Origin of the sequence: Paraburkholderia sp. BR10937, assembly GCF_040965695.1 — a bacterium.
GTDB lineage: Bacteria > Pseudomonadota > Gammaproteobacteria > Burkholderiales > Burkholderiaceae > Paraburkholderia.
In genome coordinates this window covers 47,621-66,590 of sequence record NZ_JBFRCL010000001.1, presented here as the reverse complement: position 1 = coordinate 66,590, position 18,970 = coordinate 47,621, and the positions used below count along the sequence as shown (strand labels likewise).

14 protein-coding genes and 1 pseudogene are annotated in these 18,970 nt (G+C 65.1%); 10 read left to right on the top strand and 5 right to left on the bottom strand.

Features of this window, described 5'->3' with window-relative positions; all coding sequences use genetic code 11:
• Positions 1–52: 52 nt before the first annotated feature.
• Complete coding sequence (gene uvrA / locus AB4Y44_RS00295; protein WP_342919432.1) at positions 53–2,944, bottom strand: excinuclease ABC subunit UvrA; 2,892 nt, start codon at positions 2,942–2,944, stop codon at positions 53–55.
• A gap of 220 nt (positions 2,945–3,164) precedes the next feature.
• On the opposite strand from uvrA, the gene AB4Y44_RS00290 reads away from it, so the two are divergent.
• Together AB4Y44_RS00290 and AB4Y44_RS00285 are read left to right on the top strand one after the other, a co-directional pair.
• Positions 3,165–4,340, top strand: coding sequence for an MFS transporter (locus AB4Y44_RS00290; RefSeq protein WP_342919586.1), 1,176 nt, complete (start codon positions 3,165–3,167; stop codon positions 4,338–4,340).
• Positions 4,341–4,489: 149 nt separating this feature from the next.
• Entirely contained in the window at positions 4,490–5,029 is a 540-nt protein-coding gene (locus AB4Y44_RS00285) for a single-stranded DNA-binding protein (RefSeq protein WP_342919431.1), read from the top strand.
• 378 nt (positions 5,030–5,407) lie between these two features.
• Here the strand turns inward: AB4Y44_RS00285 and AB4Y44_RS00280 are convergent, their stop codons facing one another.
• On the bottom strand, positions 5,408–6,961 hold the full coding sequence (locus AB4Y44_RS00280; protein ID WP_368698399.1) for a Fic family protein: 1,554 nt from the start codon (positions 6,959–6,961) through the stop codon (positions 5,408–5,410).
• A gap of 984 nt (positions 6,962–7,945) precedes the next feature.
• On the opposite strand from AB4Y44_RS00280, the gene hcp reads away from it, so the two are divergent.
• The 4 genes from hcp (at position 7,946) to AB4Y44_RS00260 (ending at position 12,444) form a co-directional block, all read left to right on the top strand.
• Positions 7,946–9,613 (top strand): hydroxylamine reductase, encoded by a 1,668-nt coding sequence (hcp, locus tag AB4Y44_RS00275; protein ID WP_368698398.1) that lies wholly within the window; start codon positions 7,946–7,948, stop codon positions 9,611–9,613.
• 17 nt (positions 9,614–9,630) lie between these two features.
• Positions 9,631–10,653, top strand: a complete 1,023-nt coding sequence (locus AB4Y44_RS00270; protein WP_368698397.1) for a 2Fe-2S iron-sulfur cluster binding domain-containing protein — start codon at positions 9,631–9,633, stop codon at positions 10,651–10,653.
• 154 nt (positions 10,654–10,807) lie between these two features.
• Complete coding sequence (locus AB4Y44_RS00265) at positions 10,808–11,476, top strand: PAS domain-containing protein (protein WP_342919427.1); 669 nt, start codon at positions 10,808–10,810, stop codon at positions 11,474–11,476.
• Entirely contained in the window at positions 11,473–12,444 is a 972-nt protein-coding gene (locus tag AB4Y44_RS00260) for a threo-3-hydroxy-L-aspartate ammonia-lyase (protein WP_342919426.1), read from the top strand. Before AB4Y44_RS00265 ends, AB4Y44_RS00260 begins: the two co-directional genes overlap by 4 nt.
• A gap of 11 nt (positions 12,445–12,455) precedes the next feature.
• On the opposite strand, the gene AB4Y44_RS00255 is transcribed toward AB4Y44_RS00260, so the two are convergent.
• Positions 12,456–13,331 (bottom strand): LysR family transcriptional regulator, encoded by an 876-nt coding sequence (locus AB4Y44_RS00255; RefSeq protein ID WP_342919425.1) that lies wholly within the window; start codon positions 13,329–13,331, stop codon positions 12,456–12,458.
• Between the two features lie 136 nt (positions 13,332–13,467).
• On the opposite strand from AB4Y44_RS00255, the gene AB4Y44_RS00250 reads away from it, so the two are divergent.
• Positions 13,468–14,790, top strand: a complete 1,323-nt coding sequence (locus tag AB4Y44_RS00250) for an MFS transporter (protein ID WP_368698396.1) — start codon at positions 13,468–13,470, stop codon at positions 14,788–14,790.
• Between the two features lie 128 nt (positions 14,791–14,918).
• Positions 14,919–15,611 carry a hypothetical protein gene (locus AB4Y44_RS00245; protein WP_368698395.1) on the top strand — a complete coding sequence of 231 codons (693 nt, stop codon included), beginning with the start codon at positions 14,919–14,921 and terminating at the stop codon, positions 15,609–15,611.
• A gap of 44 nt (positions 15,612–15,655) precedes the next feature.
• On the opposite strand, the gene AB4Y44_RS00240 is transcribed toward AB4Y44_RS00245, so the two are convergent.
• A complete protein-coding gene (locus AB4Y44_RS00240) occupies positions 15,656–15,856 on the bottom strand; it encodes a hypothetical protein (RefSeq protein WP_342919422.1) in 201 nt (66 codons plus the stop codon).
• Between the two features lie 701 nt (positions 15,857–16,557).
• Here AB4Y44_RS00240 and AB4Y44_RS00235 point away from each other — a divergent pair.
• Complete coding sequence (locus AB4Y44_RS00235; protein WP_342919421.1) at positions 16,558–16,992, top strand: CHRD domain-containing protein; 435 nt, start codon at positions 16,558–16,560, stop codon at positions 16,990–16,992.
• A 142-nt stretch (positions 16,993–17,134) separates the two neighbouring features.
• On the top strand, positions 17,135–18,103 hold the full coding sequence (locus AB4Y44_RS00230) for an alpha/beta hydrolase (protein WP_342919420.1): 969 nt from the start codon (positions 17,135–17,137) through the stop codon (positions 18,101–18,103).
• Here AB4Y44_RS00230 and AB4Y44_RS00225 read toward each other — a convergent pair.
• Positions 18,073–18,948, bottom strand: a pseudogene (locus AB4Y44_RS00225) (EcsC family protein). The gene AB4Y44_RS00230 and the pseudogene AB4Y44_RS00225 sit on opposite strands and share 31 nt — an antisense overlap.
• Between the last annotated feature and the right edge of the window lie 22 nt (positions 18,949–18,970).

The window sequence follows — 18,970 nt, the reverse complement described above, 5'->3', positions numbered from 1 at the left end:
CAGCTATTTCTACTGCTAAATTTCCGGCCCGGTTGTCAGAGCGCCTGGCGGGTTACTTGCCCGAGGCCGTGTCCAGCGCGGCGATCTGGCGCTTGAGCAGCGGCGCGAGATAGCGGCCCGTGAAGCTTGCCTTCGACTTCGCCACCTGTTCGGGCGTCCCCTGGGCCACGATCTGCCCACCGCCCGCGCCGCCTTCCGGTCCCATGTCCACGACCCAGTCGGCGGTTTTGATTACATCGAGATTATGCTCGATGATGACCACCGTGTTGCCCTGATCTCGAAGCCGGTGAATCACTTCGAGCAAAAGCGCGATGTCGTGGAAGTGCAGGCCCGTGGTCGGCTCGTCGAGTATATACAGCGTGCGGCCCGTGTCCCGCTTGGAAAGCTCGAGCGAAAGCTTCACGCGCTGCGCCTCGCCGCCCGAGAGCGTGGTGGCCGACTGGCCGAGGCGGATATAGCCCAGCCCGACATCGAGCAGCGTTTTCAGCTTGCGCGCCACCACCGGCACCGCCTTGAAGAACTCGTAGGCGGCTTCCACCGTCATGTCGAGCACTTCGCTGATGTTCCGGCCCTTGTATTGAATCTCGAGCGTCTCGCGGTTGTAGCGCTTGCCGTGGCAGACGTCGCAGGGCACGTACACATCGGGCAGGAAGTGCATTTCCACCTTGAGCACGCCGTCGCCCTGGCAGCTTTCGCAGCGGCCGCCCTTCACGTTGAACGAGAAGCGGCCCGACTCGTAGCCGCGTTCCTTGGCGGCCGGCACGCCCGCGAACAGTTCGCGGATGGGCGTGAAGAGGCCCGTGTAGGTGGCCGGGTTCGAGCGCGGCGTGCGCCCGATCGGCGACTGGTCCACGTTGATGACCTTGTCGAAGTGCTCGAGGCCCTCGATCGCCTCGAACGGCGCCGGTTCCGCCGACGATCCATACAGATGCTGCGACACGGCGTGATACAGCGTGTCGTTGATGAGCGTGGATTTGCCCGAGCCCGAAACGCCCGTCACGCAGGTCAAAAGACCGACGGGCAGGTCGAGCGTGACGTGCTTGAGGTTGTTGCCGTGCGCCTCGACGATGCGCAGGCGGCGCTCGCCGGGCTCGATGCGCTCGTCGGGATAGTCGATGCGGCGCGCGCCCGAGAGGTACTGGCCCGTCATCGAGGCCGGATCGTGTTCGACTTCCCCTGGCGTACCTTGCGAAATCACCATGCCGCCGTGCTCGCCCGCGCCCGGACCCATGTCGACCACGTAGTCGGCCATGCGGATCATGTCCTCGTCGTGCTCGACGACGATCACCGAATTGCCGAGGTCGCGCAGATGCTTGAGCGTGGAGATGAGGCGGTCGTTGTCGCGCTGGTGCAGGCCGATGGACGGCTCGTCGAGCACGTACATCACGCCCGTGAGGCCGGAGCCGATCTGCGAGGCGAGGCGGATGCGCTGCGCCTCGCCGCCGGACAGCGTCTCGGCGCTGCGCTCGAGCGAGAGATAGTCGAGCCCGACGTTGTTGAGGAACATGAGGCGCGCGACGATTTCCTTGACCACCTTGTCGGCGATCTCGCGCTTTGCACCTTCGAGGTGCAGCGTCTGGAAGTAGCCGAGCGTGTCGCGCAGCGGCCAGCCGCTCACTTCATAGATGGCACGCGCCTCCTCGCCCGCGCCGATGCGCACGAAGCGCGCTTCGCGGCGCAGGCGCGTGCCTTCGCAGTGCGGGCAGGCCTGGTTGTTCTGGTACTTCGAAAGCTCCTCGCGCACGGCGGCCGAGTCGGTCTCGCGGTAGCGGCGCTCGAGGTTCGGGATGATCCCTTCAAACACGTGCTCGCGCACCGAAGTGCGGCCGCGCTCGTTGATGTACGAGAACGGAATCTCCTGCTTGCCGGAGCCGTAGAGCAGGATCTTGCGCACTTTCTCGGGCAGGTCTTCGAATGCGGTGTCGATGTCGAAGTCGTAGAACGCCGCGAGACTCTGCAGCATCTGGAAGTAGAACTGGTTGCGCCGGTCCCAGCCCTTCACGGCCCCCGCCGCGAGCGACAGCGACGGGTGCGCGACCACGCGCTTCGGATCGAAGAACGTGATCTGGCCCAGACCGTCGCACTCGGGGCATGCGCCCATCGGGTTGTTGAACGAGAAGAGGCGCGGCTCCAGCTCCGGCAGCGAATACGAGCAGATCGGGCAGGCGAACTTCGAGCTGAACAGGTGCTCGCGGCTCGTGTCCATTTCGAGCGCGATGGCGCGGCCGTCGGCGAGACGCAACGCGGTTTCGAACGACTCCGCGAGGCGCTGCTTCATGTCGGGGCGCACCTTCAGGCGGTCGACCACCACGTCGATGGTGTGGCGCTCGCTCTTCTTGAGCTTGGGCAGCGACTCCACCTCGTAGATCTTCGCTTCCCCTTCGTTGGCCGTGCCGCCGCCCGAGCGCACCCGAAAGCGCACGAAACCCTGCGCCTGCATGTCGTCGAACAGCTCGGCGTGCTCACCCTTGCGGTCCACGATCACGGGCGCGAGGATCATCAGCTTCGTTTCTTCGGGCAGGGCGAGCGCGGCGTCCACCATCTGCGAGACGCTTTGCGATTCCAGCGGAATCTCGTGATCCGGGCAGTAGGGCGTGCCGATGCGTGCGTAAAGCAGCCGCAGGTAGTCGTGGATCTCGGTGACGGTGCCGACAGTCGAGCGCGGGTTGTGCGACGTGGCCTTCTGCTCGATGGAAATCGCCGGCGACAGACCCTCGATCAGGTCGACGTCGGGCTTCTCCATGAGCTGCAGGAACTGGCGCGCGTAGGCTGACAGGCTTTCCACGTAGCGGCGCTGGCCTTCCGCGTAGAGCGTGTCGAACGCCAGCGAGGACTTGCCCGAGCCCGAAAGCCCGGTGATCACCACGAGCTTGTGGCGCGGCAGGTCCAGATTGACGTTCTTCAGGTTGTGGGTTCGGGCCCCACGGATACGGATCTGTTCCATGAACCTGCGGGAGAAAGGGAAACCAAACCTGCTACTATAACGACTTTTCCAGACCGCCGTTACGGCTTGCTGACGGTCTTTGAAAGGGCCCGGAGCGGCAAGTGCAAGGGCCTCGAAAGAGGCGCGTCAGGGGGCGTCCCGGTCAACAAACGTGCGGGCACTTGCGGTCCGAACACATAACGCTCCGATGTCCTCCAATTCACCCGCTACATCTTCACGCATGAGCGCGCCCGAGTTGCGCGCGACCGTCTCGCTGGCGGCGATCTTCGCGCTGCGCATGCTCGGTCTGTTCATGATCATGCCGGTGTTTTCCGTGTACGCGAAAACCATTCCCGGCGGCGACAACCTGCTGCTGGTCGGCATCGCGCTCGGCGCATACGGCGTCACGCAGTCGCTTCTCTATATTTTCTACGGCTGGGTTTCGGACATGGTGGGCAGAAAGCCCGTCATTGCCACCGGCCTCGTCATCTTCGCGATCGGCAGCTTCGTCGCGGCGGGCGCGCACGACATGGTGTGGATCATCGTCGGGCGGGTGATCCAGGGCATGGGCGCGGTGTCGTCGGCCGTGCTGGCGTTCATCGCCGACCTGACGGCCGAGGAGCACCGCACCAAGGCCATGGCGATGGTGGGCGGCTCGATCGGCATGTCGTTCGCCGTCGCTATCGTCGGCGCGCCGATCGTGTTCCATTGGGTCGGCATGAGCGGCCTGTTCGCGCTGGTCGGGGTGTTCTCGATTCTCGCGGTGGGCGTGGTGATCTGGGTCGTGCCCGACGCGCCCAGCAAGCCCGTGCACGTGCGCGCCCCGTTCGCCGAGGTGTTGCACAACGTGGAGCTGCTGCGCCTGAACTTCGGCGTGCTCGTGCTGCACGCCACGCAGACGGCGCTCTTTCTCGTCGTGCCGCGCCTGCTCGTGGACGCGGGCCTGCCGGTCGCGTCGCACTGGATGATCTATCTGCCGGTCATGGGCCTCGCGTTCGTCATGATGGTGCCCGCCATCATCGTCGCGGAGAAGCGGGGCAAGATGAAGGCCGTGCTCGTTTCTGCAATCGGTCTTATCCTGATCGGCCAGCTTTTGCTCGGCTCGCTCGCGCATACACTTGTCATCGTGTCGGCCGTGCTGTTCGTGTACTTCCTGGGCTTCAACATCCTGGAGGCTTCGCAGCCTTCGCTCGTGTCGAAGCTCGCGCCGGGCAACCGCAAGGGCGCGGCCACGGGCGTGTACAACACCACGCAGTCGATCGGGCTCGCGCTCGGCGGCGTGGTGGGCGGATGGATCCTCAAGCACGAAGGCGCGAGCGCCGTCTTTTACACGTGCTCGGGGCTCGTCTTGTGCTGGCTTATAATCGCGGCCAATATGAAGGCGCCGCCCAAGCGGGCAGAAGCCACGCGGGCTTGACCCGGGCGAGCCTGAGTTAGAACCAGCGGTTCACAGCAACGCAATTCGCGGAGGCGGTCCGCGACCGGCGAAGGCGCATGACACATCAGGCGCTCGCCGGCGCGCACCGCGCGGCCGCTCCTCGCAACGGAATCAAACAGGAGAAATTCATGGCATCCGTGAACAAGGTGATCCTCGTCGGCAACCTCGGCGCCGATCCGGAAGTGCGCTATCTGCCAAGCGGCGACGCGGTGGCGAACATTCGCCTCGCCACGACCGACCGCTACAAGGACAAGGCGTCCGGCGAGTTCAAGGAAATGACCGAATGGCACCGCGTGTCGTTCTTCGGGCGCCTGGCCGAGATCGTCTCGGAGTACCTGAAGAAGGGTTCGTCGGTGTATATCGAAGGCCGCATCCGCACGCGCAAGTGGCAAGCGCAGGACGGCACCGACCGCTACTCGACGGAAATCGTCGCCGACCAGATGCAGATGCTGGGCGGCCGCAGCGGCGGCGCCTCGATGGGCAGCGACATGGGCGACGACGGCGGCTACAGCCGTGAGCAGTCCGCGCCGCGTGGTGGCGGCCGCGCTTCGGGCGGCGGCGCGCCGCGTTCGAGCGGTGGCGGTGCTGGCGGCGGCACCGGTGGCGGCCGTTCGAACGCGCCGGCTGGCGGCGGCTTCGACGAGATGGACGACGATATTCCGTTCTGAAGGTTACCTTTTTTAGAGTGTAAACAACAAGCCTGTAGCCCTCGTGGTTACAGGCTTTTCTCTTATTTGCGTTTTTTGGCGGGTGACCTACTGTTTATCGAAGCGTCTACCTTCGGGAAACGTCAATAATGCTCTGCTCGCCTACTACCTCGAAAAACCGGAGTCATCTGCAGCCCTCCTGGGAGCCGCTGCGTGCCGATGACTTCTACACCGTCGCTGCGCTGGAGCGCCGACTCGAGGGCATGGAGCAACAGATGAGCACCGACAACGCGCTGCATTTGATGATCCAGCATCCCGATAGTGATACGGTGCTGGGCGAATGCAACTTTACAAATATCGTTCGGGGACCCGCCGCGTGCTCCAGCTATCGGCGGCGAGTCACTCGCGCGTCAGCGACCACTGCGCCATCTCCTCGGCGATGAACGTCGCGAGCGGGGCGATTTCCCCGCCGACACCCGCCTGTTCGAGCGCCTTCATGTACTCGCCGCGGCGGCCAACACGAACCACCGTCCACGGGTACCCGCCCGACGCGAGCAGCACGTTCATCAGGAATCGGCCGATGCGCCCGTTCCCGTCGAAATACGGGTGAATGAACACGAACAGGTGATGCCCGAGAACCGCTCGAACCGCCGGGTGCGGCTCCTCCCTGATCAGGTCGAAGAGCGCCTCAAGGCAGTCGAGGATCGCGTCGCGCGGCACAGGCGTGTGCATCGAGTTGCGGATGAAAATCGGCCCTGTCCTGTAGCCCGCCAGCTGATGCGCTGCGAGTATGCCCGCCTGTACCGACGGCCCGAAAAGTTGCGCGTACCAGTTGTGGTGGTCGTGCTCCACAATGTCGCCGGCGTTATCCCCGACGAAAAGGCGCGCAATACTCTCCTTGATCGACTGAAACGCAAGGAAGTACCCGCGCGCTGCAAGCGTGTTCTTTTCCTTCTCGTGTTCCGGATCGCCTTCAGGGTCCCAGTCTCCACGGGCGACACGCTCGATGAGTTCGTCCGTGACCTGGTAGCCCTCGATGGACAGCGAGTTATACGCGTCAGAGACGTAGCGCTCGTCGACCTGCGCCAGATAGCCAGCGGCGTCCTGGCCGATCCCTGGCGGCGGCGGAAACGCGGCTATCACCGTGCCGCGCCATGTCGCCCACATGGAGCTCAGCCGGAGCACATGCGGCGAGCGCTGGCGGCTCGGCGTGAGGGATGGCTCCTGCCTTTCGAACGGGTTGACCGGCTTGATGGGCCGGCCCGCCGCGGCGAAGCTGTCAACGATGCGTTTCGTCTCCTCCGGACGCCCCATGAACGTGAACGCGCCCGCCAGCCGTGCGGCCGCGGCGGTCTTCCCGTCGTCAGCGAGGAGAGTGGTCAGAACCTCACTCGCATTTCGCACGAGCATCAGCGCGATTTCCGCATCGGCCGCGTTGTTCACGAAGAACTGCGGGCCGACCAGACATAGCGCCTCGGCAACGGGCCACACCTGCAGGCCGCGGACCTCCACCCGGGATTTGGGCACGCGGTTTTCGTCGGCGTAGACGAACACGGACTTGCTGGCGGGCAAGTTGAGGTAATACGAGCTTCCTTCCTTGACCACCGCAACCACCTGCGCCGGTATCGTGGTGTTCCCGGTGTGCAGCAGCAGCGAAGCTTCGGGGTTCAGGCAGTAACGCTTGGCGAAGCGCTTGCCCAGGTAGCGCGAGATGAATGCCCAATACGTTGCATACCAACTCGTCGACTCGCCGTCGCCGTCGCCCGGGTTACTGCAGAAGTACCAGCCCTTCATGATCGGGCGCAGAAAGCCAGTGTCGACGAGCAGGGTGCGCTGCCCGTCGGTCAGGTCCGTGTGCTCGACAACGCCGTGGTGCTTGTCCTGCAGCTTCTTGAGGGCCTTGAGTGCAGACGCGAGCTTGGCGGACTGTTTGGTCTTGGAAGAGGTGGCCATGGATAACATCGTGGGGGTGGGGCGCGAAAATTACCTTGGAATACGCCGAGCTTTTACATTGACATGTCGGGACGGCTTACATTGATATAGCGGGATGCGTTTACATTGATATGCCGACCTAAGTTTACATTGCTATGTAATCGATACCCATTTCTAAATGCGTGATATACCGTAACTTATGTCATTTCAATGCGGACAATTTTTCAGACCTGACGGGGCAAAAAATAGACCAAAAACAAGGTGATTTTTGGGCTGACGGGAGCGTGAATTTTTGCGAAAGCGAGGCTTCATGGGGCAGCCCACGACGGTATTGGCTCCGTTTGTTTGAACGCCGAGCCGCGATCTCTGGGCCGCCGCGGCACACCGGCTTGCTGCATTCCCAAACCACTACTACGAAGAGCAAGACCTAAACGGCGACTTCGCCCATTGATCCGCAGATAGATAGTGTCTTGAAGCAGTCGCCTGTGGATAAATGCTCTGCTCGCCTCCCCCGCACCCCCTCGTGCCAGCGAGAGATATGGTTGCAAGAGCATCAGAACCAACAGCAAAAATGCCTCGAACACCCGCTGAGCGGGCGTTCGCGAGACAATGGCGAAGGTGTAAACAAGCAGCCCTCAAACGGGATATTTGTTTGCGTTCTAAAGGCTACGTCTGCTGGTGAGCCTTGTTGGGATTGGGTCACAGGTCTGGTTACGTCAGGAAGGTATCCAGAATGGTTCTAAGGCGTCCGATCGCATTTGCCGGGGCTTTTCATTGGTGCGTGTGGACCGGGCGAATTGAGCGTACGCAGCGCACCAGGCGAGTCGAGCGCCGACCCGCTGCGACGTTTTCGCGCACACAGTCGCTTCTCCGCCTCGAGCGACACGTTTTCTGATTTTTGTCACGGCAAATCTCCCGCCGGCGCGTCACCATTTAAAAGATGCATTAACTCTGCATCTTACAAGACTGCTCGCGCCGTCACCCCACAAGGAAAAGGAGAAAGCCGTGTTTTGCTATCAATGTGAACAGACCGACCGCACCCAGGCCACACCGGGGTGTGCCTCGGCCAGGGGCAACTGCGGCAAGGACGCCACGACTGCGGATCTGCAGGACCTGCTGATCTACGCAGCCAAGGGCATCGCACAGTATGGCGCGCTCGCGCGCGGCCTCGGCAGCCCCGATCGCGAAGCCGACCGCTTCATGCTCTACGCGCTGTTCACAACGCTCACCAACGTCAATTTCAACGCCAGCCGTTTCGTGGCGATGCTGCGCGAGGCCGCGCAACACCGCGATCGCGTGAAGTCGACCTGCGAGGCGCTCGCGCTCGCGCAAGGCGTCGCTGCTGCGCAGCCGGGCGGCGCAGCGCTCTGGCAACCGGGCAACGATCTCGCCGAACTGCAGGCGCAGGCGGCGCTCGTCGGCATCAGGGCCGGGCTGCCGAAGGTGGGCGAGGATGTCGTGGGCCTGCGCGCGCTCGTGCTCTACGGTCTCAAGGGCGTGTGTGCTTATGCCCATCACGCGCGCGTGCTCGGTTACGAGAGCGAGGAGGTCTACGCGGGCGTGGAGGCGGCGCTCGTGTTTCTCGCGAGCGAGCCCACGCAGGCCGGCGATATCCTTGAACATGCGCTCGCGCTCGGCAACCTGAACCTCAAGGTGATGGAACTGCTCGATGCGGCGAACACGGGGCGATTCGGCGTGCCCGAACCCACTGCCGTGCGCGTGACGCCGGCGGCGGGCAAAGCCATCCTCGTCTCGGGCCACGACCTCGGCGATCTGGAGGCGCTGCTCGAAGCGACCCGGGGCATCGGCGTGCAGATCTACACGCACGGCGAGATGCTGCCCGCGCATGCTTACCCGAAGCTCAAGGCTTATCCGCATCTGGCAGGCAACTACGGCGGCGCATGGCAGGACCAGCAATCGGACTTCGCGAACTTCCCCGGCCCGATCCTGATGACCTCCAACTGCCTGATCGAGCCGCTGCCGCAGTACCGCCAGCGCATCTTTACGACGGGGCCGGTTGGCTGGGCCGGCGTGCGCCATCTCGAACATCACGCGTTCGCGCCGGTCGTGCAGGCCGCGCTCGCGCTGCCGGGCTTCCGCGAAACGGCGCCGGAGGAGACCATCACCATCGGCTTTGCGCGCAACACGGTGCTCGGCGTGGCCGACAAGGTGATCGACGCGGTGAAGGCCGGCCAGATCCGCCACTTCTTCCTGATCGGCGGCTGCGACGGCGCCGCACCTGGCCGCAACTACTACACCGAGTTCGCGCAGGGCGCGCCCGACGACACCGTCGTCATGACGCTCGGCTGCAACAAGTACCGCTTCAACCGCCACGCGTTCGGCGACATCGGCGGCATTCCGCGCCTGCTCGATCTGGGCCAGTGCAACGACAGCTACTCGGCGATCCAGATCGCCATCGCGCTCTCGAAGGCCTTCGACTGCGGTGTGAACGATCTGCCGCTCACACTCGTCGTGTCGTGGTTCGAGCAGAAGGCCGCCGCGGTGCTGCTCACGCTGCTCGCGCTCGGCCTGCGCAATATCCATCTCGGACCGACGTTGCCCGCCTTCCTCACGCCGAACGTCCTCGACATCCTCGTCAAGCAGTTCGGCATTTCGCCGATCGGCGAGGCGCAAGCGGACCTCGCCGCGGCGCTCGCACGCAAGGCCGCTTGAGCGCGGGTGAGAACGTCATGAGTTATCAAATCGAGCTCACCACGCGCGACGGCCAGGCGTTCGGCTTCGCGTGCGAGCCGGGGCAGGACGTGCTGAGCGCGGCGGCGGCGGCGGATATCACGCTGCCCTCGCAGTGCCGGCGCGGCAGCTGCGGCGCGTGCCACGCCACCGTGACCGAAGGGGCGTACACGCTCGGCGACCACAGTGCGGACGCGTTGCCGTCCGGCGATCCGCAGGCGGTTCTGCTGTGCCGCACGAGACCTTCGGCCGACTTGCGCGTCGCCGCGCCGTACGACGGCACGAAGGTGCTGCTGCAGCCGGTCGCCGCGCGCACCGCGCGCATCGCCGCGCTGGAAACGATCGCCGACGACACGCGCCGTCTCGAACTGCTGCTCGACGCCGACGACACGAGCGGCAGCGCCGCCGAATTCGAAGCGGGCCAGTTCGCGGAGCTGGAGTTGCCGGAGAGCGGCGTGAAGCGCCCGTTCTCGCTTGCCAACACGAGCAACTGGAAAGGGCGTCTCGAGTTCCTTATCCGGCTGCGGCCGCAAGGCGAATTTTCGGCGTATCTGCGCGAGCGGGCGCAGCCGGGCGACGTGCTCACCGTTCACGGCCCGCAGGGCGGCTTCGGTTTGATCGCCGACAGCCTGCGCCCGCGCTGGTTCGTGGCGGGCGGCACGGGTCTCGCTCCCGTGCTCTCGATGCTGCGCCGCATGGCCGAATTCGGCGAAATGAACGACGCGCGGCTCTTTTACGGCGTGAATCGCGAGAGCGAGCTGTTCCTGCTCGACGAACTGGACGCGCTTCGGGCGGCGCTGCCGCAACTGCACGTCGAGCTTTGCGTGCGCGAAGCGGGGGATGGCTGGCAAGGCTCGCACAGCACCCCCGTCGACGCGCTCGCCGCCGCACTTGCAGAGGGACGCGCGGCGCCCGATCTCTACGTTTGCGGTCCGCCCGCGATGGTGAGCGCCGCGCAAGCGGTGGCGGCACGCGCGCGTGTGCCGTCCACGCAGTTCGTCAGTGAGCGCTTCACGGTCTGAGTAGCAATGCAGTGAGTTGTGTTTCTTCGTGTCTGATTGACCTCGCCTTCGGGCGGGGTTTTTTTTCGCGCATCGGGCGGCCAGGCACGGCAACGCTGAGCGATCCATTCAAACAATTGACATTCAGTCACTTACTGTCAAAATGTCCAATATCATGATGCCAACGCGCAAAACCCGTTCCGGCCTTTCCACTGACGAAAACGCACTGCTCCTGCGCGAAGGCGAGAAGATCGTCGCGGCGCTCGGCCAGACGCTCGCGCCGCTCGTCGAGGTGGTGCTGCACGACCTCACGCGGCCCGAGCACTCGGTCGTCGCGATCGCGAACAATCTGTCAGGACGGCAAGTCGGCGACGCCGCCACCGAAATGGGGCTCGCGCGCATCACCGACTCCGGCTTCCCCGAAGTCGTGGCGAACTATCCGAACCGCTTTCCCGACGGGCGTCCGGCCAAAAGCACATCCATCGGCCTCAAGAACAGCGCGGGCGAGTACGTCGCGGCCCTCTGCCTGAACATGGACGTGTCGCTGATCGGCGCGGTGACGGCGGGCCTCGGCCAGCTGATCCAGACCAGCGCGACTGCGCCCGTCGCCGAAACGCTCGCGCCGCGCGGCGCGGGCTGCGTGCGCGAGGCGCTCGAACGCTTCGCCGCCACGCGCAACACCACACCCATCGGCATGACGCTCGCGCAGCGCCGCGAGGCCGTGCGCGAACTTGCGACAAACGGAATGCTGAACCTGCGTCATGCGCTCGCCGACGTGGCCACCACGCTCGGCGTGGCGCGCTCGACCGTCTACACCTACCTGCCAGCCGAAGACCGACCATGAGCACTCTGCCTATTACCTTCGAAGACGTCGCCGCCGCCCACGAACGCCTGCGTGGCGTCGCGCACCGCACGCCGGTTCTGACTTCCAGCACCGCGAACGAACGCACGGGCGCGCAGCTCTTCTTCAAATGCGAGAACCTGCAGCGCATGGGCGCGTTCAAGTTCCGCGGCGCCTATAACGCGATCGCACAGTTCACGCCGGAGCAGAAGGCGGGCGGCGTGATCACGTTTTCGTCGGGCAACCACGCGCAGGCGATCGCGCTGTCGGCGCGACTGCTCGGCGTAAAGGCCGTGATCGTCATGCCGCACGACGCGCCCGCCGTAAAGGTGGAGGCCACGCGCGGCTATGGCGGCGAGGTCGTCTTTTACGATCGCTATACCGAAGACCGCGAGGCGCTCGGCAAACGGCTCGCGGCCGAGCGCGGCCTCACGCTCATTCCGCCATACGACCACGCGCATGTGATGGCCGGGCAGGGCACCGCCGCCAAGGAGTTGTTCGAGGAAACGGGCGAGCTCGACCTGCTGCTCACGCCGCTTGGCGGGGGCGGGTTGCTGTCGGGCTGTGCGACCGCCGCGCATGCGCTCTCGCCCGCGTGCACGGTGATCGGCGTCGAGCCCGAGGCCGGCAACGACGGTCAGCGCAGCCTGCACACAGGTGAGATCGTCCACATCGACACGCCGAAGACCCTTGCCGACGGCGCGCAAACCCAGCATCTCGGCAACCTGACCTTCGCGGTGATTCGCGAGCGCGTGAGCGAGATCGTCACGGTGAGCGACGCGGAACTCGTCGATACGATGAAGTTCTTCGCGAGCCGCATGAAGCTCGTGGTCGAACCCACCGGCTGCCTCGCGGCGGCGGCGGTGTTGCACGGCAAGCTGGATGTGCGCGGCAAGCGCGTGGGCGTGCTCGTCTCCGGGGGCAACGTCGACCTGCTGCGCTTTGCCGAGCTGGTTCAGGCTGCAGGCTAAGGCGCCTGAACTTAAGCGAGCAGTTCCGCGAGCGCCGCGCGCGCGTTCGTCACGTGCGCGGACTCGCCCGGCCGGCCCGGCAACAAATGAAATTCGGCCGCAGGCAGTGCGGGCAGGCCGAATGAAGCCGGGCAGGGCATCAGTCCTTCGCCGATCGACGACTCGTTCAGGCACGAGATCCCCAGTCCCGCCTTGAGCGCGAGTTGCAGCCCGGCCACGCCCGAAGCCGAATGCGAAATCAGGTAGGGCATGCGCGCTTCGTCGAGCAACCTCACGACGCGGCGCTGCAACTGGCAGGTCGCCGGCAGCAGCACGAGCGGCCAGGGCGGCGTGAGCCCGGGCCGCTCGCGCAGCGTTTGCGTCGCGCCCACCCACACCAGTTTTTCGCGCCGTATCGACGTGCTCTTGTGCGTGCCGCGGCCTTCCTCCACCAGCCGCAGCGACAAGCCGATGTCGTAGGCGTTATCGTCCGCGCTGCTGTCGATCACGGCGCTCGGCAGCACGGTCACATGCAGACGCAGACGCGGATGCTGGACCGCGAAGCGCCGGATGATCTCGGCGACGTCGTGCGGCCGGTAATAGTCCGTGATCGCAATGCGCACCTCGCCGTCGAGCGTGCGGCCGAGCATGTCGTCGAAGGCGGCGTCGCAAAGCGCGACGATGCGGCGCGCGTGGTCGAGCAGCTTCGCGCCCGCGGGCGTGGCGGTCATACCCTGCTTGCTGCGCACGAAAAGCGGCTGGCCGACGCGCTCCTCGAGCTTCTTGAGCTGTTCGCTCACCGACGACTGCGAGAGGAACACCCGCTCCGCACCCGCGGAGACACTGCCCGCTTCCGTCACGGCGATAAACGTGCGCAACTGCGCGAGATCGAAACCGCGTGCGTTCATGGTTCAGCTTGACCCGGTGCGTTGCGTGCCATTTCATGATTCGGAAACTCCGAATATATGAATTGGAATTTCCCGCTTTTCCGATAGATGTTGAGCCTCTACGATGCCCTCAGTCAACCGTTTTCTGGAGATCACCATGGGACGCAGTACGACGCGGGGCGCGGCACACCGATGGAAAGTGCTCGCGGTGGGCGTGGCGGCCAACGCCAGTTTTGCGGCAGCGCTCGGCGGCATTCCCGCGACGGGCGTGTTGATCCGCTCGGATTACCGCATCGGCACGGGCGAACTGGGTATCGTGCTCGGCATGCTGGGACTTGGCATCGTGCTGAGCGAGCTTCCCTGGGGACTCCTGACAGACCGCTGGGGCGACCGGCGCGTGCTGCTCACGGGGCTCGCCACGACAGCACTCGCACTCGTTGCGATGGCGCTCTGGGGCGCCCCGGCGGGCGCGCACACGCCCAGCGCGACGGTGCTCGCGGTTGGCCTGCTCGCGCTCGGTCTGCTTGGCGGAAGCGTGAACGGCTCGAGCGGGCGCGCGGTGATGGCGTGGTTCGCCGCCCACGAGCGCGGCCTTGCGATGAGCATCCGGCAAACCGCCGTGCCGACCGGCGGCGGGCTTGGCGCACTCGCGCTGCCCGCGCTCGCCGAGCATGCGGGGTTCGCTGCCGTCTACGGCACACTCGCCGCGATGTGTTTGGTCTCCACCGTGCTCACGATCGTCTGGTTGCACGAACCCGCGCACGAACCGGACGCCGCGCATGTGCCACTTGTCGCTCACGAAGCGCTCGCGCAGGCACAACGCGCCGTCTCGCCGCTGCGCAGCGTCACCGTGTGGCGCATGGTGACCGGCATTGGCGTGCTGTGCATTCCCCAGGTGGCCGTGCTCTCGTTCGCGAGCATTTTCCTGCATGACGTCGGCCATGCGGGTACCGCGGCAGTCAGCGCGACGCTTGCGGCCGTGCAGGGTGGTGCGGCGTTCATGCGTGTGTACGGCGGGCGTTGGACAGACCGGCACGGCGACCGGCGTATCTGGCTGCGTGGTTGCGCGGCGCTCACCGTCGCGCTGTTCGTGGTGCTTGCCGCGCTGACGGCTTTTGCGTCGCCAGCGCATCGCGCAAGCGCCGCGTTCGTCACGCTGCTCGCCGCGGTGATCGTGCTTGGCGGTATCGCCGCTTCCGCCTGGCACGGCGTTGCCTTCACGGAACTCGCGACGCTCGCCGGCAACGGCCGCGTGGGAACTGCACTCGCCATGGGCAATACCGGCGCATTCATTGCGTTTTTCGTCGCGCCTTCGGCGATCCCGCTGCTGTTGTCGTGGTTCGGGTGGCCGGCGGTCTGGGTGGCGGCCGCGCTCTGCGCCGCGCTGGCATGGCCCGCATTCTCGGCGCCGCGCGAGCGCAGCGACGCCGGGCGCGCTGGCGAGCGTCGACAACGCGCTCGCGCGCGTGTCACGGCTTGACAATGCGCGGCGCATCGTGCGCTCGATCTCGGTCGGATAGACCTCTCCATGGCGTTGCCCGGCGAGCTGGACCGACCCGAAGCCATCCGCGCTTTTTCGCGCCCCGTTGCCCGCAAAAGGCGGTGGTCGTGCGCACCATGGAAAGCGAGGCCCCGGTGCTGCGCAAGACCTTCGAGATGGAGGTGAATGCGGTGCCTGGCAAGCTCGACCGCATCGGCCTGATTGCGGTTGCGTTCATGCCTGCGACGGCGCGCGAACAATACGTCGGGCCAGTCATGCGCGACCTGCTCACGCAAGCGGCGCGCACCGATCGGCGCGAAAAGGGGCAGCGCATCCTCACGCGGCGTGAATTCGAAGTGATCACGCACTGCGCGATGGGACCCGGCGTGACGGAAATCGCTGGTCTGCTCGAGCGCTGCGTCAAGACGATCAGCGCGCAAAAGTGCGCGGCGAAGATCTCGTTCGTTTCGGCGATGCGCGACGACCTGGGCGCTTTGCCGCCGCTCCTCGAACAAGCTGATGCGGTGGGTGTGCTGCAATGCGCCGCACTGCTCGTCAGGCGCGAGATGGTTCGCAGTCGCATGAACAGTTACAGCGCCGGGCGACTGACTGAGGGGGGCTATGCGCTTATCCGCACTTGTCGGGCGATGCGTGCCGGAATCGAGCGGCAGGCCGCTTCTCGCCTGAATGATGCATATCAGGAAATCGACGGGCACAGGGGAATAGCGCGCAAAAAGCGGGCGAAAAAAAACGCGGCCGAAGCCGCGTTCAAGCTTGGAGACCCTTCGATGAAGAGTCACTTCTCGCAGTTGGTAGCTTAGTCGCCGTGCGCCGAGAAATCGAGACAATTTCGATCAATTGACTATTACAGGAAGTGCAGGTAATCGCGCTTGCTGATGCGCTGTCGCCGGTGAAACCATTTGACGTGAAATCCCACGAACGAGCGTGTTTTTGCCGGAACGTGTCGGCGGCTGGGGTAGACGAGCGACACTTTGGGCGGCGTGGACATCTGGGGGATGGGCACTGCGATGAAAGCCATGAAACTGGAAATGATGTACTGACGCATGCCGGGACGGCTGTTGCCGATGCACGTTGGGCGAGCGGACTGGGAGTCGTCCGAAGGATGCTTTATCCCGAATCGGTCGTGTTGTCCGACTGCAATGTTTTAACGGGACACAGAATGGAATGATCGATAGGGCAAAAGACCGGATAAGTCGTGAGCGCTGAGCGTCACAAGCGTTTGAGGGGCTACCGCTGGAGCATTTGATTAATTCGAAAACGTCTTTGTCAAGATTGCGGGTGGTTCGTCAAAAGGTGGCGCCAATAAGTTTCGCTATGCCAATTGGCACAGTACTGCATTCACGCTGCATTCACGCACCTCGAAGGCGTCGGCATGTGCGGGGCAGGCCAGAACGCGGTGGGCCTTGAGCCTGAGGCAAGTCGGCTGCATGCTGGACGACCGGTTCCCCTCGGGCAGGAACCAGGGGATCGGGACGACGGGTATGCGTTATCGCTTCCAGGAATTCAGTGGCGTCGTGTTCGCGGTGGCGTTTGTCACAAGCATCGCGAGCCCGAGCGCGAATCACCGGATGGCGAAAAGGCAGTATCTGGGACGAAAGGCGCCACCTGCTGCGCCTTTTTTGTTGCACGCAGCTTACGTCGGACCGACGTCGGCGCAGCGGACGCCCCCAGCGGATTTGCTCTAGCATGTGAGAGCGCGGTTTTGCGCCTTCTGGTGCCGCGCGCCACAAAAACAGGAGAAATTCCATGAATTTGCTTCGTCCGCTGCAGCTCGCTCTCGCTCTGTGTGTCCTCGCCTCCAGCGCCGCGTATGCCGACACCGTCGCGCTCAAGGCCGATCTCGAACCGTCCAGCGAAGTGCCGCCGCGCGTGAGCCAGGGCCACGGCATGCTCAACGCTACCTTCGACACGTCCACGAAAACGCTGAACTGGACGATCACCTACGAAGGCCTCTCCGGCCCGGTTGCCGCCGCGCACTTCCACGGCCCTGCGCCGGTCGGACAGAACGCTAACGTGCAGGTACCGATTCCGAAGGGCGAACTGGCGAGTCCGATCAAAGGCTCCGCCACGCTCAACGAGCAGCAGGTCACCCAGCTGATGGGCGGACAGTGGTATTTCAACATTCATACGGCGCAGAACCCGTCAGGCGAGATTCGCGGTCAGGTGCTGCCCGCCAATTGACCGGCGCGCGATCGTTCGCCTCACTCGCCGTACTGTGCGCGCCGCGCGTTCCCGCGATCGAAGTCTGATTGCGGGACGCCATCGACCGAGCGCCGCCGAGTGCTGGTCGAGGCCAGTTTGAGTGCTGCGGAGGGCTGAGCCGATGAGCTGGCAAAGCAGGCTGATCTGCAGGTTCTTGCGCCGCACTTTTCTGCCGCAAACGCGCAAGTCGATCAACGTCGCGCGCGTGCGCATGCTGACGGCGAGGCGCATCTGGACGCCGGGCGTGCCGAGCGGCTGGCGGCTGCGCGAGCAGTACGACGCCTCCGATGTCCCGATGCGCGGCGAGTGGCTCATCCGCGAGCGCTCGCCCGCGCAGCGCACACTCCTTTATCTGCATGGCGGCGGCTATTACTTCTGCTCGCCGCGCTCGCAGCGCGCGATTTCGTTTGGTCTGGGCAAGCGCGCTGGCGCCGATGTCTTCTCGCTCGACTATCGCCTCGCGCCCGAGCATCCGTTTCCGGCCGCGCTCGAAGACGCATTGGCCGCGTACCGCCATTTGCTGGCAAGAGGAACGCAGCCTGGCTCGATCGTGATTGGCGGCGATTCGGCGGGCGGCGGGCTTGCGCTTGCGACGCTCGTCGCCTTGCGCGACGCAGGCGACGCGCTCCCCGCGGGCGCCGTGCTCTTTTCTCCGTGGACCGATCTTGCGGCGACGGGCGCTTCGATACGCGAGAACGACGGGCGCGATCCCATGTTCAGCGGCGCGGTATTCGAGCGCATCGCGTCGTTTTACCTCGGCTCGGCCAGCGCGACCGATCCCTACGTGTCGCCGCTCTATGCCGACTTTCGCGGCTTGCCGCCGCTAAGCCTGTTCGTGGGCAGCTCCGAAACGCTGCTCGATGACACGCGCCGCGTCGCCGAGCGCGCGCGCGCTGACGGTGTGTCGGTGGAGTGCGAGATTGCCAGCGGTATGCCGCATATCTGGCCGATCTATGCGCCGTTCATGCCCGAAGCGCGCAGCACGCTCGACGTCGCCGCGCGCTTCGTGCGCCGCGTGACCCCCGCGCCAGCGCGCGGCGACGAGAAACCGCAGCCGCCTCAATCGAGCGAGACGTCGATCGCGTCATAGGCTGCGTGCACGGCGGCTTCGCCGTAGCGGCGCTCGAGCCGGCGCACGGTGAAGTGCCCATGCGCCACCTGCTGGAAATGGTCGATGAACACGGTGTTGACCATGGCGCCGAGCACCGCGCCGATGGCCGGTATCGATTTCGCCGCGACCTGCTCGCTCACCTGCACGGAGAAGCGCGCGGCCACGGTCTGCATGAGCTTGAGGAGCGCGGTCGAGCCGTGGGCGGCGAAGCCCTTCGTCGCCATTTCCGACGACGCCGCCGATACCGCCTTCGCGAGCGCGCCGCGCGCGATGAAATAGCCGAAGTCGGCTTCGTCGTCGGCGGCCGAGCGACCGCCCATGCCGAACACGGTCAGACATTGCAGCTGCGTGTCGGTGCTGGCCAGATTCTCGCCTTCGCTGCGCGCGATGTCGCAAATCGAGCGAAACATCAGCGTGGTCGTGACGGGCAACTCGACCGGCAGCGCGAAAAGGCCGAACGCGCCGCCCGCCGCGCCCGTGGTCGCCACCGCGAACTTGTGCAGCAGGTTGCTCGGCTTCGTGCTCGCACGCGCTTCGGCCGTGGAGAGGGCGCCTTGCTTGCCGAGCGTCTTCAGCGCGAGCTGCAGACACTTGCGCAGCGCGGCTTGCGTCGCGTCGGTCACCTTGTCGTTCGCGACGCCGGGCAGCCGCGCGATCAGCTATTCTACCGGCGCCCCCACGATCGCTGCGAGCTTCATGCCGAGTGGCGGCGTTTCGAGCTCATGTTTGGCGCGCCGCAGCGCGTCGAGATCAGCCTCGGTGAAGGCCGCGATGGCGCCCGTGCGGGCCGGATCTGCGGCGGTCGGTTCGGTCGTGGGTTCCATGGCGCTCCCGGATTTTCAGCAA

Coding starts and splice junctions, on each gene's coding strand:
- uvrA (WP_342919432.1), bottom strand. CDS start 2,944: ATGGAACAGATCCGTATCCGTGGGGCCCGAACCCACAACCTGAAGAAC.
- AB4Y44_RS00290 (WP_342919586.1), top strand. CDS start 3,165: ATGAGCGCGCCCGAGTTGCGCGCGACCGTCTCGCTGGCGGCGATCTTC.
- AB4Y44_RS00285 (WP_342919431.1), top strand. CDS start 4,490: ATGGCATCCGTGAACAAGGTGATCCTCGTCGGCAACCTCGGCGCCGAT.
- AB4Y44_RS00280 (WP_368698399.1), bottom strand. CDS start 6,961: ATGGCCACCTCTTCCAAGACCAAACAGTCCGCCAAGCTCGCGTCTGCA.
- AB4Y44_RS00270 (WP_368698397.1), top strand. CDS start 9,631: ATGAGTTATCAAATCGAGCTCACCACGCGCGACGGCCAGGCGTTCGGC.
- AB4Y44_RS00265 (WP_342919427.1), top strand. CDS start 10,808: ATGATGCCAACGCGCAAAACCCGTTCCGGCCTTTCCACTGACGAAAAC.
- AB4Y44_RS00260 (WP_342919426.1), top strand. CDS start 11,473: ATGAGCACTCTGCCTATTACCTTCGAAGACGTCGCCGCCGCCCACGAA.
- AB4Y44_RS00255 (WP_342919425.1), bottom strand. CDS start 13,331: ATGAACGCACGCGGTTTCGATCTCGCGCAGTTGCGCACGTTTATCGCC.
- AB4Y44_RS00250 (WP_368698396.1), top strand. CDS start 13,468: ATGGGACGCAGTACGACGCGGGGCGCGGCACACCGATGGAAAGTGCTC.
- AB4Y44_RS00240 (WP_342919422.1), bottom strand. CDS start 15,856: ATGCGTCAGTACATCATTTCCAGTTTCATGGCTTTCATCGCAGTGCCC.
- AB4Y44_RS00235 (WP_342919421.1), top strand. CDS start 16,558: ATGAATTTGCTTCGTCCGCTGCAGCTCGCTCTCGCTCTGTGTGTCCTC.
- AB4Y44_RS00230 (WP_342919420.1), top strand. CDS start 17,135: ATGAGCTGGCAAAGCAGGCTGATCTGCAGGTTCTTGCGCCGCACTTTT.